General features: G+C 71.2%; 10 protein-coding genes. 1 reads left to right on the top strand and 9 read right to left on the bottom strand.

The features are described from left to right. Nucleotides 1–16: 16 nt before the first annotated feature. The 9 genes from SCNRRL3882_RS32070 to SCNRRL3882_RS32030 all read right to left on the bottom strand — a co-directional run bounded on the left by SCNRRL3882_RS32070 (nt 17) and on the right by SCNRRL3882_RS32030 (nt 11,160). Nucleotides 17–1,078, bottom strand: a complete 1,062-nt coding sequence (locus SCNRRL3882_RS32070) for a pseudouridine synthase (protein WP_010046054.1) — start codon at nt 1,076–1,078, stop codon at nt 17–19. Beyond that, on the bottom strand, nt 1,078–1,764 hold the full coding sequence (gene scpB, locus SCNRRL3882_RS32065) for an SMC-Scp complex subunit ScpB (protein WP_010046052.1): 687 nt from the start codon (nt 1,762–1,764) through the stop codon (nt 1,078–1,080). The genes SCNRRL3882_RS32070 and scpB overlap by 1 nt, the downstream gene beginning before the upstream one ends. After that, nucleotides 1,761–2,843: a segregation and condensation protein A gene (locus SCNRRL3882_RS32060; RefSeq protein WP_324604467.1), complete on the bottom strand. Its 1,083-nt coding sequence runs from the start codon at nt 2,841–2,843 to the stop codon at nt 1,761–1,763. Before SCNRRL3882_RS32060 ends, scpB begins: the two co-directional genes overlap by 4 nt. 264 nt (nt 2,844–3,107) lie before the next feature. Further along, nucleotides 3,108–3,695: a hypothetical protein gene (locus SCNRRL3882_RS32055; RefSeq protein WP_040904086.1), complete on the bottom strand. Its 588-nt coding sequence runs from the start codon at nt 3,693–3,695 to the stop codon at nt 3,108–3,110. Next, the gene (locus SCNRRL3882_RS32050) at nt 3,680–4,807 is read right to left on the bottom strand and encodes a ParA family protein (RefSeq protein ID WP_078602950.1); all 1,128 of its coding nucleotides are present in this window, start codon (nt 4,805–4,807) and stop codon (nt 3,680–3,682) included. The genes SCNRRL3882_RS32055 and SCNRRL3882_RS32050 overlap by 16 nt, the downstream gene beginning before the upstream one ends. Before the next feature lie 425 nt (nt 4,808–5,232). After that, entirely contained in the window at nt 5,233–6,357 is a 1,125-nt protein-coding gene (ald, locus tag SCNRRL3882_RS32045) for an alanine dehydrogenase (RefSeq protein ID WP_029181606.1), read from the bottom strand. Between the two features lie 136 nt (nt 6,358–6,493). Further along, a complete protein-coding gene (locus tag SCNRRL3882_RS32040) occupies nt 6,494–8,578 on the bottom strand; it encodes a tetratricopeptide repeat protein (protein ID WP_010046038.1) in 2,085 nt (694 codons plus the stop codon). 181 nt (nt 8,579–8,759) lie between these two features. Beyond that, on the bottom strand, nt 8,760–9,386 hold the full coding sequence (locus SCNRRL3882_RS32035) for an NUDIX domain-containing protein (protein WP_010046035.1): 627 nt from the start codon (nt 9,384–9,386) through the stop codon (nt 8,760–8,762). Between the two features lie 115 nt (nt 9,387–9,501). Then, nucleotides 9,502–11,160: a CTP synthase gene (locus SCNRRL3882_RS32030; RefSeq protein ID WP_010046033.1), complete on the bottom strand. Its 1,659-nt coding sequence runs from the start codon at nt 11,158–11,160 to the stop codon at nt 9,502–9,504. A gap of 518 nt (nt 11,161–11,678) precedes the next feature. On the opposite strand from SCNRRL3882_RS32030, the gene SCNRRL3882_RS32025 reads away from it, so the two are divergent. Next, nucleotides 11,679–13,481 (top strand): glycoside hydrolase family 15 protein, encoded by a 1,803-nt coding sequence (locus SCNRRL3882_RS32025; RefSeq protein ID WP_010046031.1) that lies wholly within the window; start codon nt 11,679–11,681, stop codon nt 13,479–13,481. The last annotated feature ends 41 nt before the right edge of the window (nt 13,482–13,522 follow it).

The following is a 13,522-nucleotide window of genomic DNA, read 5'->3' as shown; positions in this document are numbered from 1 at the left end:
GGGTGTCCGGGTCAGCCTAGAGATCGACTTCCTGCATCAGCATGCCGACCTCCGTGTTGGACAGCCGCCGCAGCCAGCCGGACTTCTGGTCGCCGAGGGTGATCGGGCCGAAGGCGGTGCGGACCAGCTTGTCGACCGGGAAACCGGCCTCCGCGAGCATCCGGCGCACGATGTGCTTGCGGCCCTCGTGGAGGGTGACCTCGACGAGGTAGTTCTTGCCCGTCTGCTGGACGACCCGGAAGTGGTCCGCGCGCGCGTAGCCGTCCTCCAGCTGGATGCCGTCCTTGAGCTGCTTGCCCAGGTCGCGCGGGATCGGGCCCACGATGTGCGCGAGGTAGGTCTTCTTCACGCCGTACTTGGGGTGGGTCAGCCGGTGGGCCAGCTCGCCGTGGTTGGTGAGCAGGATGACACCCTCGGTCTCGGTGTCGAGCCTCCCGACGTGGAAGAGCCGGGTCTCGCGGTTGGTGACGTAGTCACCTAGGCACTGCCGGCCCTCCGGGTCCTCCATGGTGGAGACGACCCCGGCGGGCTTGTTCAGCGCGAAGAACTGGTAGGCCTGGGTGGCGACGGTCAGGCCGTCGACCTTGATCTCGTCCTTCTCCGGGTCGACCCGCCGCCCCTGCTCCAGCACGATCTCGCCGTTGACCTCGACCCGGGCCTCCTCGATCAGCTCCTCGCAGGCGCGCCGGGAGCCGAAGCCCGCGCGGGCGAGGACCTTCTGGATCCGCTCGCCCTCCTGCTCGGCGCCCGGGAAGGTCTTGGGCAGCTTGACGTCCTTCTTCCCGGCGTACCGGTCGCGGTTGCGCTCCTCGATCTGCGCCTCGTACTCGCGGGGGCGCGCGGGGGCCGTACGCCCCCGCTGCTGGGGCTGCTTGGGCCCGCCCTTGGCGCCGCCGCGCGCCGCACCGCCGCGCCCGGACTTGGGTCCGTCCTTCGTCGCCCCGGGGCCCACGTCGTAGCGGCGCTCCTCGGGGCGGGGCTTGCGGGGGCGGCCCTGCCCCTGCTTCTGGTCCCTGTTGTTGCCGGCGCCGCGGTGGTTACCGCGTCCGCCGCTCTTGCCGCTGCCGCTGCTTCGCATCAAAGTTCCGTCTGGTCGTCTTCGTCGTCGGTACCCGGGGTGACCGGGCGGCCCGGCACGTCGTCATCAGGCGCGTCCGGGTCGAACGACGGTACGCCTTCCTGGGTCTCGGCCTCGATCGCCTCCGCCTCCGGGAGGAAGGGCGCGAGTTCCGGGAGCTCGTCCAGGCCGCGCAGGCCCATCCGCTCCAGAAAGTAGTTCGTCGTCGTGTACAGGATCGCACCTGTTTCGGGTTCCGTGCCCGCCTCCTCGATCAGACCGCGCTGGAGAAGGGTGCGCATGACGCCGTCGCAGTTGACTCCGCGTACGGCGGAGACCCGGCTGCGGCTGACCGGCTGCCGGTAGGCGACGACGGCCAGGGTCTCCAGGGCGGCCTGGGTGAGGCGGGCCTGCTGGCCGTCCAGCACGAAGCGCTCGACGGCGGGCGCGTACGCGGCGCGGGTGTAGAACCGCCAGCCGCCCGCCACGAACCGCAGTTCGAAACCGCGGCCCTGGACGGTGTACTCGTCGGCCAGCTCGCGCAGCGCGTCCGCGATCTGGCGCTTCGGCCGCTCCAGCATCTTCGCGAGGTGCTCCTCGGTCGCCGGCTCGTCCACGACCATCAGGACGGCCTCCAGAGCGGGCTTGAGAGCGAGGTCGGCGACGGCACGCAGCCCGGCCGGGACCTCGGTGGCTTCGGGGCTCACGCCTTCTTCTCCTCCTTCGGCGGCTCGGGCGGCCGGTCGAACTCGTCGGTGACGGTCGGTGTCCCGTCCCCGTGCCCGCCGGTCCACCGCACGAGCAGCTCACCGAGCGCGGCCTCCTGCTCCAGCGCGACGGCCTTCTCGCGGTACAGCTCCAGCAGCGCGAGGAACCGGGCCACGACGGTCAGTGTGTCGTCGGTGTCCGCGACGAGCTCCCGGAAGCTGGCCTCGCCGAGCTCCCTGAGCCGTGCGACGACGATCCCGGCCTGCTCCTGCACACTGACCAGCGGGGCGTGGATGTGGTCGACGTACACCTGCGGCTTGGGTCTGGGCTGCATCGCCTTCACGGCGAGCCTCGCGAACCCCTCCGCGCCGATGCTGATGACCACCTCGGGCAGCAGCTCGGCGTGGTGGGGTTCGAGCCCGACGGTACGCGGATAGCGCCGGGCCTCGTCATCGAGCCGCCCGCTGAAGATGTCGGCGATCTGCTTGTACGCGCGGTACTGGAGCAGCCGGGCGAACAGCAGGTCCCGGGCTTCGAGCAGGGCGAGGTCGGCCTCGTCCTCCACCTCGGCGGCGGGCAGCAGCCGCGCCGCCTTCAGATCGAGCAGCGTTGCCGCGACGACGAGGAACTCGGTCGTCTCGTCCAGATCCCAGTCCGGCCCCATCGCCCGGATGTACGCCATGAACTCATCGGTCACCTTCGACAGCGCGACCTCGGTGACGTCCAGCTTGTGCCGGGAGATCAGCTGGAGCAGCAGGTCGAAGGGCCCTTCGAAGTTGGCGAGCCGGACCTTGAAGACCCCGTCGCCGGCCGCCTCGGCGTCACCGGCAGCGGGCCGGGCCTCAGGGGCAGGCCCCGAAGGATCCGGAGAGCCGGCCGGGGAAGCCGCGGACGCCTCCTCGACAGGAGGCCTGCCGGAGTCGGCCACGCCCACCGGCCCGGTCGCGTCCGCGGGCAACGACCCGGGGCCGGCCGAACCGGCCCCACCCGCAGGCCGCACCTCGGACTCGGCCGTCGCCACCGGCCCGGCCGCCCGCACAGACTCGGGCGGGAGTCTCGTCCCGACGGGCTCAGCCACCAAAACCGCCGGATCCGTAGGCGCGGGAACTGCGCCCACCCCTGCCGGAAGCGCAGCCCCCGTCTCGATCGCCGGCTGCTCGACCTGCGGAGCCGTCCGCCCCGCATCCCCAGGAGACCCGCCCTGCTCGGCAGCCTCTTCGGAAGGCCCGGGCGGCTCAACCGGCGGAGCCACCGGTCCCCGCCCCAGCGCGCGCCGACGGCCGGACGGGCCGCCGGGGGGTGGTGGGGACGCGTTCGAGGTCATGGCCCCCGCAGGCTACCGCTACCGTCCGCGGAGCCGTCGTACGAGGATGCTGGCGTCCCCGCGGGTCTCCAGGTCGGCGAGGACCACGGCGACCGCCTCGCGGACGATGCGGCCGCGGTCGACGGCCAAGCCGTGCTCGCCGCGGAGCACGAGACGGGCGTGCTCCAGGTCCATGAGCTCCTCGGCCGACACGTACACCGTGATCTTCTCGTCGTGCCGCTCACGGCCGCTGGGGCGGCGTGCGGCGGCCCGCCCGCGCTTGCGTGGTGCCGCCGCGGCGGCACCGGCCGCACCCGCGGCAGAACCTTCCTGCGCCGCCTGCCGGCGGGCGGAGCCGGAGCGGCTGCGGGACTCCCCGGCCTCGGCCGGCTCCGCGTCCGCCGCGACATGCTCCGCGCCCTCGCCGTCACCACCCTGCGCGGGCACCGACTGCGGCACGTCCTCCGCGGCCGTGGCCGCTGCGGCCACCGCGTCGCCCTCCCCCGCCGGAGCTGGCACCCGGGCGTCGCCGTTGGCCTGACGCCTGGGCTGGGACGACTGAAGCGCCATCCCCCCTGTCGTACGGAAGAGTTCGTCGGCCCCCGGCAGACTCACTCGGCGTGACACCGGGCGAGCACCTCCCTGGCGAGCTGGCGGTAGGCGGCGGCACCGACGGAGTTGGAGGCGTAGGTGGTGATCGGCTCACCGGCGACCGTGGTCTCCGGGAAGCGGACCGTGCGCCCGATGACCGTGTGGTAGACGTGATCGTCGAACGCCTCGACTACACGCGCGAGCACCTCACGGCTGTGCACCGTGCGCGAGTCGTACATCGTGGCGAGGATCCCGTCGAGCTCCAGCTCGGGGTTGAGCCGCTCCTGGACCTTCTCGATGGTCTCGGTCAGCAGCGCCACACCACGCAGCGCGAAGAACTCGCACTCCAGCGGCACTATCACCTTGTGCGCGGCCGTCAGGGCGTTGACCGTGAGCAGGCCGAGCGAGGGCTGGCAGTCGATGACGATGAAGTCGTAGTCGTCCAGCAGCGGCTTCAGGGCGCGTTGCAGGGTCGACTCGCGGGCGACCTCGGAGACGAGTTGGACCTCGGCCGCCGACAGGTCGATGTTGCTGGGCAGCAGGTCCATGTTGGGGACCGCCGTCTTCAGCAGCACCTCGTCGGCCGCCATCCCCCGCTCCATGAGCAGGTTGTAGACGGTGAGGTCGAGTTCCATCGGATTGACGCCGAGTCCGACCGACAGCGCGCCCTGCGGGTCGAAGTCCACGAGCAGGACCCGGCGTCCGTACTCCGCGAGCGCGGCCCCCAGGTTGATGGTCGACGTCGTCTTGCCGACGCCGCCCTTCTGGTTGCACATCGCGATGATCTTCGCGGGTCCGTGGTCGGTCAGCGGGCCCGGGATCGGGAAGTACGGCAGCGGACGCCCCGTCGGGCCGATGCGCTCCCGGCGCTGTCTGGCCGCGTCGGGCGCGAGAGTGGCCGCGTACTCGGGGTCGGGCTCGTACTCCGCGTCGGGGTCGTAGAAGTGCCCCTCGGGCAGTTCGTCGTAGTCGGCGAAGTGGTTGTGGGGCGCGCCACTTCCGTCGCCGGCCATGGCGTTCACGTGATGGCCATCCATCTTCTGGTGTGCTGTGTGAGTCGCCTGCTGACTCTGGTGGGCTGCGAAGGTGCGCACAGCGACGGAGCCGACAGCAGCGAACCCCGCGGGACCCTGGCCCCGTGCAGGCATTCCTGGTTGACCACCCCCGGGAGTAAATGTCGACTCATTCACAAGTCGTCTTACCTCCTTGGTGACCAGGAAACTTCTAGACAGGTCAGCGTGGCACCATGCCGACGGTTGGCGACTCTATGGCGTGTCGGGCGTCCGCAGCAACACAATCCGCCGGACCCGGCCCGATGTGTCGGCAATGAAACATCCCGCTGTCAAGGGCGTACGGCCGTCGCACGGCAGGTTTCACCGGTGTGCGAATCGGTTGAAGGGTTACGTTCGAGGCGAGTTGCCCGAGAATCGCGAAGTGACCATACACACATCCGGCCGGACCTTGTCGGGCAAGGTCCGGCCGGGTGCGCGGCGTTGACGACCTGTGTTGACGTATCGCCTTTGCGGGTTGGTGACTTAGCCGACTTACCGGCCCCCGAGGGCCGGTGGGCGGCTCAGCCGAGCAGCGAGGACAGCTCCACGTGCTCCACGCCGTGCGCCTCGGCGACCTCCCGGTAAACGACCTTGCCGTCATGGGTGTTGAGGCCCTTGGCCAGCGCCGGGTCACGGCGCAGCGCGTCCGCCCAGCCGTGGTCGGCGAGCTCCACGATGTAGGGCAGCGTGGCGTTGGTGAGCGCGTAGGTGGAGGTGTTGGGCACCGCGCCGGGCATGTTGGCGACGCAGTAGAAGACCGAGTTGTGGACCTGGAAGGTCGGCTCGGCGTGGGTGGTCGGACGGGAGTCCTCGAAGCAGCCGCCCTGGTCGATCGCGATGTCGACAAGGACACTTCCGGGCTTCATCCGCGAGACGAGCTCGTTGGTGACCAGCTTCGGGGCCTTGGCGCCGGGGACCAGGACGGCGCCGATGACGAGGTCGGCCTCCAGGCAGGCCTTCTCCAGCTCCAGGGCGTTGGAGACGACGGTCTGGATCTTCGTGCCGAAGATCTTGTCCGCCTCGCGGAGCTTGTTGACGTCCTTGTCGAGCAGGGTCACGTGGAAGCCCAGGCCGATGGCGATCTGCGCCGCCTGCCAGCCGGAGACGCCGCCGCCGATGACGACGGCCCGGCCGGCCAGGACGCCGGGGACGCCGCCGGGCAGCACGCCGCGGCCGCCGTTGGCGCGCATCAGGTGGTAGGCACCGACCTGCGGTGCCAGCCGGCCGGCGACCTCGGACATCGGGGCGAGCAGCGGCAGCGCGCGGCCGGGCAGCTCGACCGTCTCGTAGGCGATCGCCGTGGTGCCGGACTCCAGCAGGGCGTCCGTGCACTCCTTGGAGGCGGCCAGGTGCAGGTAGGTGAAGAGCGTCTGGTCCTTGCGGAGGCGGTGGTACTCCTCGGCGATGGGCTCCTTGACCTTCAGCAGCAGGTCGGCGGCGGCCCACACCTCGTCGGCCGTGTCCAGGATCCGTGCGCCGGCGGCGACGTACTCCTCGTCCGTGATCGAGGAGCCGACACCGGCGCCGCGCTCGATGACGACCTGGTGGCCATGACGCACCAGCTCGTGCACGCCGGCGGGGGTGATGGCCACCCGGAACTCGTTGTTCTTGACCTCGCGGGGGATGCCGACCTTCACGTCGATCACGGTCCTTGGCTCAGAGGGTATGGGCGTATTACTAGACATACCCGGGCGCGCGCGGGCACACCGGGAGAGACCGCAGGAGAACGTGCGGCAGAGCCAGTCTAATGAAGGTGTTCCCGCTGTCTAGCCTTTCATTGCATCAATCTCCAGCGGATGTGCCACGGATTTCGCAGGCGTCAGGTTCCGGTTTCCGATGTGAGTCGCTGTCGGAGGCCGCCACGGGCTCCTCGTGGTCCTCCTCGTCCTCCCCGAGGAGCCGCTCGGCGGCGCCCCGGTGCAGCCCGGCCGAGGCGGGGTCGCCGAGATGCTCGAGGGTGTCGGCGACCCGCAGATGCAGCGCAGCCTGCAACCGCGTGTCCTCGGCCCGCCGCGCCCACTCCACGGCCTCCCGGCAGGTGCGCAGCGACTCCTCGGGCCGGCCCGCGTACTCCTGGACCCGTGCCAACTCGCTCAGCGCCCGCGCCTGGGCGGCCACGTCACCGTGTCTGCGGTGCCCGGCGATCGCCGCGCGCCAGTTCCGCAGGGCCTCGCCGTAGCGGCCCGCGTAGGTGTGGGCGGCGGCGATCCGCCCGTACAGCCGGGCGGCCTCGGCACGCTCGTCCCGGGCGAGCCGCTCGACCAGGGCCCGGCCGAACCAGTCGGCGGCCCGGTCGAAGTCCCCGAGCTCCAGGTGCGCACCGCCTACGGATTCCATCGCGCGGCCGGTCGCATACGGATCGTTCACCTCGCGTCCGGCGTCCAGCGCGGCCCGGTAGCGGGCCAGCGCGTCGGCCGTGCGGCCGGTCCGGGCGTCGAGGTCCCCGAGGTTGAGCAGGGCGGCGGCCCGCTCGCGGGGCAGGTTCCGCCGCTCCGCCACGTCGAGGACCAGGCTGTGGATGTCGTAGAGGTCGGGCGCCGCCGCCTGGGTGCCGACATGCGCCACCATGGTCCGCACCAGCTGGGACATCAGCCGCCTCGCCAGCGTGTCCAGCTGCCCGTCGGCGACCGCGAGCCGGGCCGAGGCCAGCAGGGCGGGCCGGGTCACGCGCAGCCACTCGGCGGCCGCCCGGGGCGTGGGAAAGCGCAGGGCACGCGGCAGGTCGAGGAGCTTCTGGCGCGCCTGGGGGCTGTCGGTCTCGGTGATCGCCCGGCAGGCCTGGAGCAGCCGTACCGTCCGCTCCAGCATGCGGGCGCGGGCCAGCTGGAGCTCACCCGGGCGCTCGTGGTGCTCGGCGAGGGTGCGGAGCCGGTCGTGCAGGCAGCCCGGCACCTGGTACTGCGGCAGCGGCGAGTCCACCACGTGCAGGAAACCGAGGGCGACGAAGTCGTCCAGGGTGGTGCGGGCGCTGCCGACCGAGCAGCCGGCGAGCGCGGAGGCGGTCTGCGGGTCGACGAGTCCGGCGGGGGCGAGGGCCAGCAGACGCAGTGTCCGGGCGGCGGTGGCCGGCAGGGCGGCGTAGGCGAGGCGGAAGACGCGGCTCAGCGCGGTCCCCTCGCTGTCTTCGGCGCGCAGTTGCTTGGCGAGGTCGGAGACGGCCGCCTTGGGGCGGGCGGCGAGCCAGCCACCGGCCAGCATCAGCGCGGCCGGCTGCCCCTGGCACTCCTCGGCGAGGCCCTCGGCGGCGCGGGGGTCGACGGTGATGCGGACCGAGCCGGTGTGCCGGGACAGCAGCTCCACCCCGGACTTGGCGTCCAGGCCGCCCAGGGTGCACGGGCGGACGTCCGAGATGCCGGTCAGCGGGCCTTCGGAGACCGCGACGACCAGGCAGTCCGGGGTGTCGGGCAGCAGGGCGCCGACCTGCTCGGCGTCGGCAGCGTCGTCCAGCAGGAGCAGGGCCCGGCGGTCGGACAGGGCGGTGCGCAGGGCGTCGGTGAGGTCGTCCTCACAGGCGCCTGCCGGCGCCTCCCGGTCCAGGGCGGCGAGCAGGTCCCGGGCGGTGCGCTCGACCGGCACCGGGGTGCCGTCCGGGTCGCTCAGGCGGGCGCGCAGTACCCCGTCCGGGTAACGGTCCGCGACCTGCCGGACGAGCTCCTCGGCGAGTGCGGTGCGCCCCGAGCCGGGCCGGCCGGCGATGAGCAGCACCCGCGCGCGTGGGGGCTTGCGGCCGGCGAGGGTGTCGAGGCCGGCACGCTCGATGTCGGCGCGCAGTTCCTTCAACTCCCGTGAGCGGCCCAGGAATCGACTCTCCCCGGCAGCGTGTCCGGTCAGCCGCACGTCGCCTCTCTCCACGACCTGATCCGTCACGGGCCACACTCCCGTCCCACCACACACAAGCCCGCCGGGACTCCGGTCCGGGCGTGAACAGAGCCTAGTTCACGCTCTGCAACGCCCCGGGCGGAGCACGACGGGCACGGCGGGCACATCCCCCGATCGGATCAGCCGATCTTCACACCGCGCAGGGCGCAGGGGTGGGATTCGGACACCTTCACGCCTCGAAGGGACGCGCCGGCCACGGCGCCTGGGCCGGGCGCAGTGCGTCCAGACCGTCGCCGGCGCGCGCGGCGACCAGGGAGAGGACGCCCACGACGAGGCAGTTGTTGTGCAGCTCCCCGGCCAGCACGCCGCGGACGAGGTCCTCGACCGGCACCCGGTCGAGCTCCATGTCGGCCTCTTCCTCCGCAACCGCGAAGCGCTCGCCCTCGGCCTCGGACAGACCACGGGCGAGGAAGATCCGGACGGCCTCGTCGCAGCCGCCGGGGGTGGTGTAGACATCGGTCAGCACCCGCCAGTCCTCGGCCTTGACGTGCGCCTCCTCGTACAGCTCGCGCTGTGCGGCGTGCAGCGGGTTCTCACCGGGGACGTCGAGCAGGCCGGCCGGGATCTCCCACAGCTTGTGGCGCACGGGGTGGCGGTACTGGCGCAGGACCAGGACGCGGTCGGCCTCGTCGAGGGCCAGGACGGCCACGGAGCCGGGGTGGACCTGGTAGTCGCGGCCGACCACGGTGCCGTCGGGCATGACCACGTCGTCGGTGCGGACGGAGGTCTTGTTGCCCACGAAGGGGGTGTCCGTCGCCCGGATCTCCCACTCCTCCGGGGTGTCCTTGATCGTCATGCCTGTCCTTCCACGTGCCCGGCACGACTCCACGTGCCGGGCCCGACGTGCCGAAGAGAAACCGGGGTGCACACCCTTTGAAGGGATGCACCCCGGCCACCGTACAACTGGTGTGTTACTTCGAAGTCTTCCGCTCGACCGCGGCCTTGACGAGCCCGGCGAACAGCGGGTGCGGGCGCGTCGGGCGCGAGCGCAGCTCCGGGTGCGCCTGGGTGGCGACCAGGTACGGGTGGACGTCGCGCGGGTACTCGACGTACTCGACGAGCTTGCCGTCCGGCGAGGTGCCGGAGAACAGGATGCCCGCCCTCTTCTCCAGCTCGGCGCGGTAGGCGTTGTTCACCTCGTAGCGGTGCCGGTGGCGCTCCTCGACGTACTCCTTGCCGTCGTACACCTCGCGCACGATGGAGCCCTCGGCCAGCTTCGCCGGGTACATGCCGAGCCGCATGGTGCCGCCCATGTCGCCCTCGCCGGCGACGATGTCGAGCTGCTCGGCCATCGTGGAGATGACCGGGTGGGCGGTGGCCGGGTCGAACTCGGTGGAGTTGGCGTCGGTGATGTCCGCGAGGTTGCGCGCGGCCTCGATCACGATGCACTGCAGGCCGAGGCAGAGGCCGAGCAGCGGGATCCTGTTCTCGCGGGCGTACTTGATCGCTCCGACCTTGCCGAGCACGCCGCGGTCGCCGAAGCCGCCGGGGATGCAGATGCCGTCGACGTCGCCGAGCTGCTGGGCCGCGCCCGCCGGGGTCTTGCAGTCGTCGGAGGTGACCCACTTGATCTTCACGCGGGCCCGGTTGGCGAAGCCGCCGGCGCGCAGCGCCTCGGTGACCGACAGGTAGGCGTCGGGCAGGTCGATGTACTTGCCGACCAGTGCGAGGGTGATCTCGTGGTCGGGGTTGTGGACGCGGTCGAGCAGGTCGTCCCAGGTCGTCCAGTCGACGTCCCGGAACGGCAGGTCCAGCTTGCGGACCACGTAGGCGTCCAGGCCCTCGCCGTGCACGGTCTTCGGGATGTCGTAGATCGAGCGGGCGTCGGGGCAGGCGACGACGGCGGCCTCGTCGACGTCGCACATCAGCGAGATCTTCCGCTTGATCGCGGTCGGCACCTCGCGGTCGCACCGCAGCACGATCGCGTCCGGCTGGATACCGATGTTGCGCAGGGCCGCAACCGAGTGCTGTGTGGGCTTCGTCTTCAGCTCACCCGAGGGGCCGATGTACGGCAGGAGCGAGATATGGACGACGAAGACGTTGTCGCGGCCGACCTCGTGCCGGACCTGGCGGACGGTCTCCAGGAACGGCAGCGACTCGATGTCGCCGACCGTGCCGCCGACCTCCGTGATCACGACGTCGACCTCGTCCGTCGCCATGCGGCGGATGCGGTGCTTGATCTCGTTGGTGATGTGCGGGATGACCTGCACGGTGTCGCCCAGGTACTCGCCGCGCCGCTCCTTGGCGATCACGGTGGAGTACACCTGGCCGGTGGTGACGTTCGCGGAGCCGTCCAGGTCGCGGTCGAGGAAGCGCTCGTAGTGGCCGATGTCCAGGTCGGTCTCTGCGCCGTCGTTGGTGACGAACACCTCACCGTGCTGGAAGGGGTTCATCGTGCCGGGGTCGACGTTCAGGTACGGGTCGAGCTTCTGCATCACGACGCGCAGGCCCCGGGCCTTGAGCAGCATGCCGAGGCTGGAGGCCGTCAGGCCCTTGCCGAGCGAGGAGGCGACACCCCCGGTGACGAAGATGTGCTTGGTCGTCGAGTTTCGAAAAGCAGCGGGCGGCATGGCCAAGAGGGGGCTCCCGTGGTCGCGGTCTGGGGGTGCGGTGCGGCTGCCTGCCGGAGTTTTCCGGGGGTTGCCGTCGCTGCGGTTCGGGGGTTTGCTGCCCACCGGTCCACGGGCTACCAGCGTATCAGCGCCGCGGGGCGATGGCTTCCGGCCACGCTCCGCGCACGCGCCGCCACGGAGACGGCAACCCACACCGGTCTCTCACCCCTTGCTCACTCGTTCGGCGTACTCGCCTTGCCCGGAGCGGCACCCAGATCATCTGCATGCGTCGTATCCTGCTCGGACACTCGCTGCCGAGCCCGCCCGGCCCCACGGCAACCACCCCCGCCCGTAAGCACCGGAACAACGTGAGCTCGTCAGTTCGTTGAGCAACAATTGGCACTTTGCATCACGGCAGAGCGACCTGTTTTGCTTCATCGCTCAACGACGGATTGCAAGACTGCTGAAAACCCCCCTTGACCGCACTAGCGACAGCCCCCTCGTGGGGTGACGTGGCCGTTCGACTGGAGTTGCACGTGGCCGGGCGCATCGAAGACTACGCACTCATCGGAGACATGCAGACCGCTGCCCTGGTCTGCCGGGACGGCACAGTCGACTGGCTGTGCCTGCCCCGCTTCGACTCGCACGCCATCTTCGCCGGCCTGCTGGGCAACGAGGAGCACGGCTTCTGGCGGCTCGGCCCGGCGTACGCCTCCGACCAGCAGCCGCCCACCGCGGCCCGGCGCAGCTACCGCGGTGACTCGCTGATCCTGGAGTCCGAGTGGGACACCCAGCGGGGCACGGTCCGGGTGACCGATTTCATGCCGCCGCGTGACGGCGCCCCGCAGCTGATCCGGATCGTGGAGGGCGTCTCGGGCCGGGTGCCGATGCGCTCGGCGCTGCGGATGCGGTTCTCCTACGGGCGGGTGGTGCCGTGGGTGCACAAGCACGAGGGGCGCACCGTGGCCGTGGCGGGCCCCGACTCCGTGTGGTTCGACACATCCGCCGAGACCTACGGCAAGTCGCTGACCACGTACGCGGACTTCACCGTCGCGCCGGGTGACCGGATCGCGTTCACGATCTCCTGGCAGCCCTCGCACAAGGAGCCGCCGCCGCTGCCCGAGCCCGAGCAGTCGCTGGAGGCGACGGAGGACTTCTGGCGCGAGTGGGTCGACCACTGCACGTACCACGGCCCCTACCGGGAGGCGGTGGTCCGCTCGCTGATCACGCTGAAGGCCCTGACGTACGCCCCGACCGGCGGCATCGTCGCCGCGCCGACCACGTCCCTGCCGGAGGACATCGGTGGCGTCCGTAACTGGGACTACCGCTACACGTGGCTGCGGGACGCGGCGATCACCCTGTCCTCACTGCTGCGCACCGGCTACCGCGAGGAGGCCCGCGCCTGGCGCGAGTGGCTGCTGCGGGCCGTGGCCGGCGACCCGGAGAACCTCCAGATCATGTACGGCATCGCCGGCGAGCGCGAGCTCGGCGAGGCGGAGCTGGACTGGCTGCCGGGCTACGAGAACTCCACCCCGGTCCGGGTCGGCAACGGCGCCGCGCACCAGCTCCAGCTGGACGTCTACGGCGAGGTCACCGAGGCCCTGCACCTGGCCCACATGACGGGCCTCGCCCGCAACGACTACGCCTCGCTGCTCCAGCTGAAGCTGATCCGCTACCTGGAGGACCACTGGCAGAACCCGGACGAGGGCATCTGGGAGGTGCGCGGCCCGCGCCGCCACTTCGTGCACTCCAAGGTGATGGCCTGGGTCGCCGTCGACCGCACGATCAAGCTGATCGAGTCCGGCGACGCGGACGGCCCGCTGGAGCGCTGGAAGGAGCTGCGCGACGACATCCACCGGGACGTGTGCGAGAAGGGCTACGACAAGGAACGCAACACCTTCACGCAGTCGTACGGCTCGAAGGAGCTGGACGCGTCGCTGCTGCTGATCCCGCAGATGGGCTTCCTGCCGCCGGACGACAAGCGCGTCATCGGCACCATCGAGGCGATCCAGCGGGAGCTGTCCACGCCGGACGGCTTCATCCTGCGCTACCCGACCTCGGGCGGCGACGAGGGTGTCGACGGCCTGCCCGGTGACGAGGGCGCGTTCCTGGCCTGCTCGTTCTGGATGGCCGACGACCTGGCGATGATCGGCCGCGTGGACGAGGCCCGCAAGCTGTTCGAGAAGCTGCTGTCGCTGCGCAACGACCTCGGCCTGCTGGCGGAGGAGTGGGACCCGCGCCTGCAGCGCCAGGTCGGCAACTTCCCGCAGGCGTTCAGCCACGTGCCGCTGATCGACACGGCGCTGCGTCTGACGGCTTCGGGGGCCTACGGCGGCTGAACGGGCCCGACCGGCCGTGGCCGCCTAGGCTTGAAGCGGAC

Origin of the sequence: Streptomyces chartreusis NRRL 3882 (genome assembly GCF_900236475.1) — a bacterium.
GTDB classification, from domain to species: Bacteria; Actinomycetota; Actinomycetes; order Streptomycetales; family Streptomycetaceae; genus Streptomyces; species Streptomyces chartreusis_D.
This window is presented reverse-complemented; position numbering and strand designations above follow the sequence as displayed.

What these genes read in the sequence shown, in the direction of transcription:
- SCNRRL3882_RS32070 (WP_010046054.1), bottom strand. Translation starts at nt 1,078, where the DNA reads ATGCGAAGCAGCGGCAGCGGCAAGAGCGGCGGACGCGGTAACCACCGC.
- SCNRRL3882_RS32050 (WP_078602950.1), bottom strand. Translation starts at nt 4,807, where the DNA reads ATGCCTGCACGGGGCCAGGGTCCCGCGGGGTTCGCTGCTGTCGGCTCC.
- SCNRRL3882_RS32035 (WP_010046035.1), bottom strand. Translation starts at nt 9,386, where the DNA reads ATGACGATCAAGGACACCCCGGAGGAGTGGGAGATCCGGGCGACGGAC.
- SCNRRL3882_RS32030 (WP_010046033.1), bottom strand. Translation starts at nt 11,160, where the DNA reads ATGCCGCCCGCTGCTTTTCGAAACTCGACGACCAAGCACATCTTCGTC.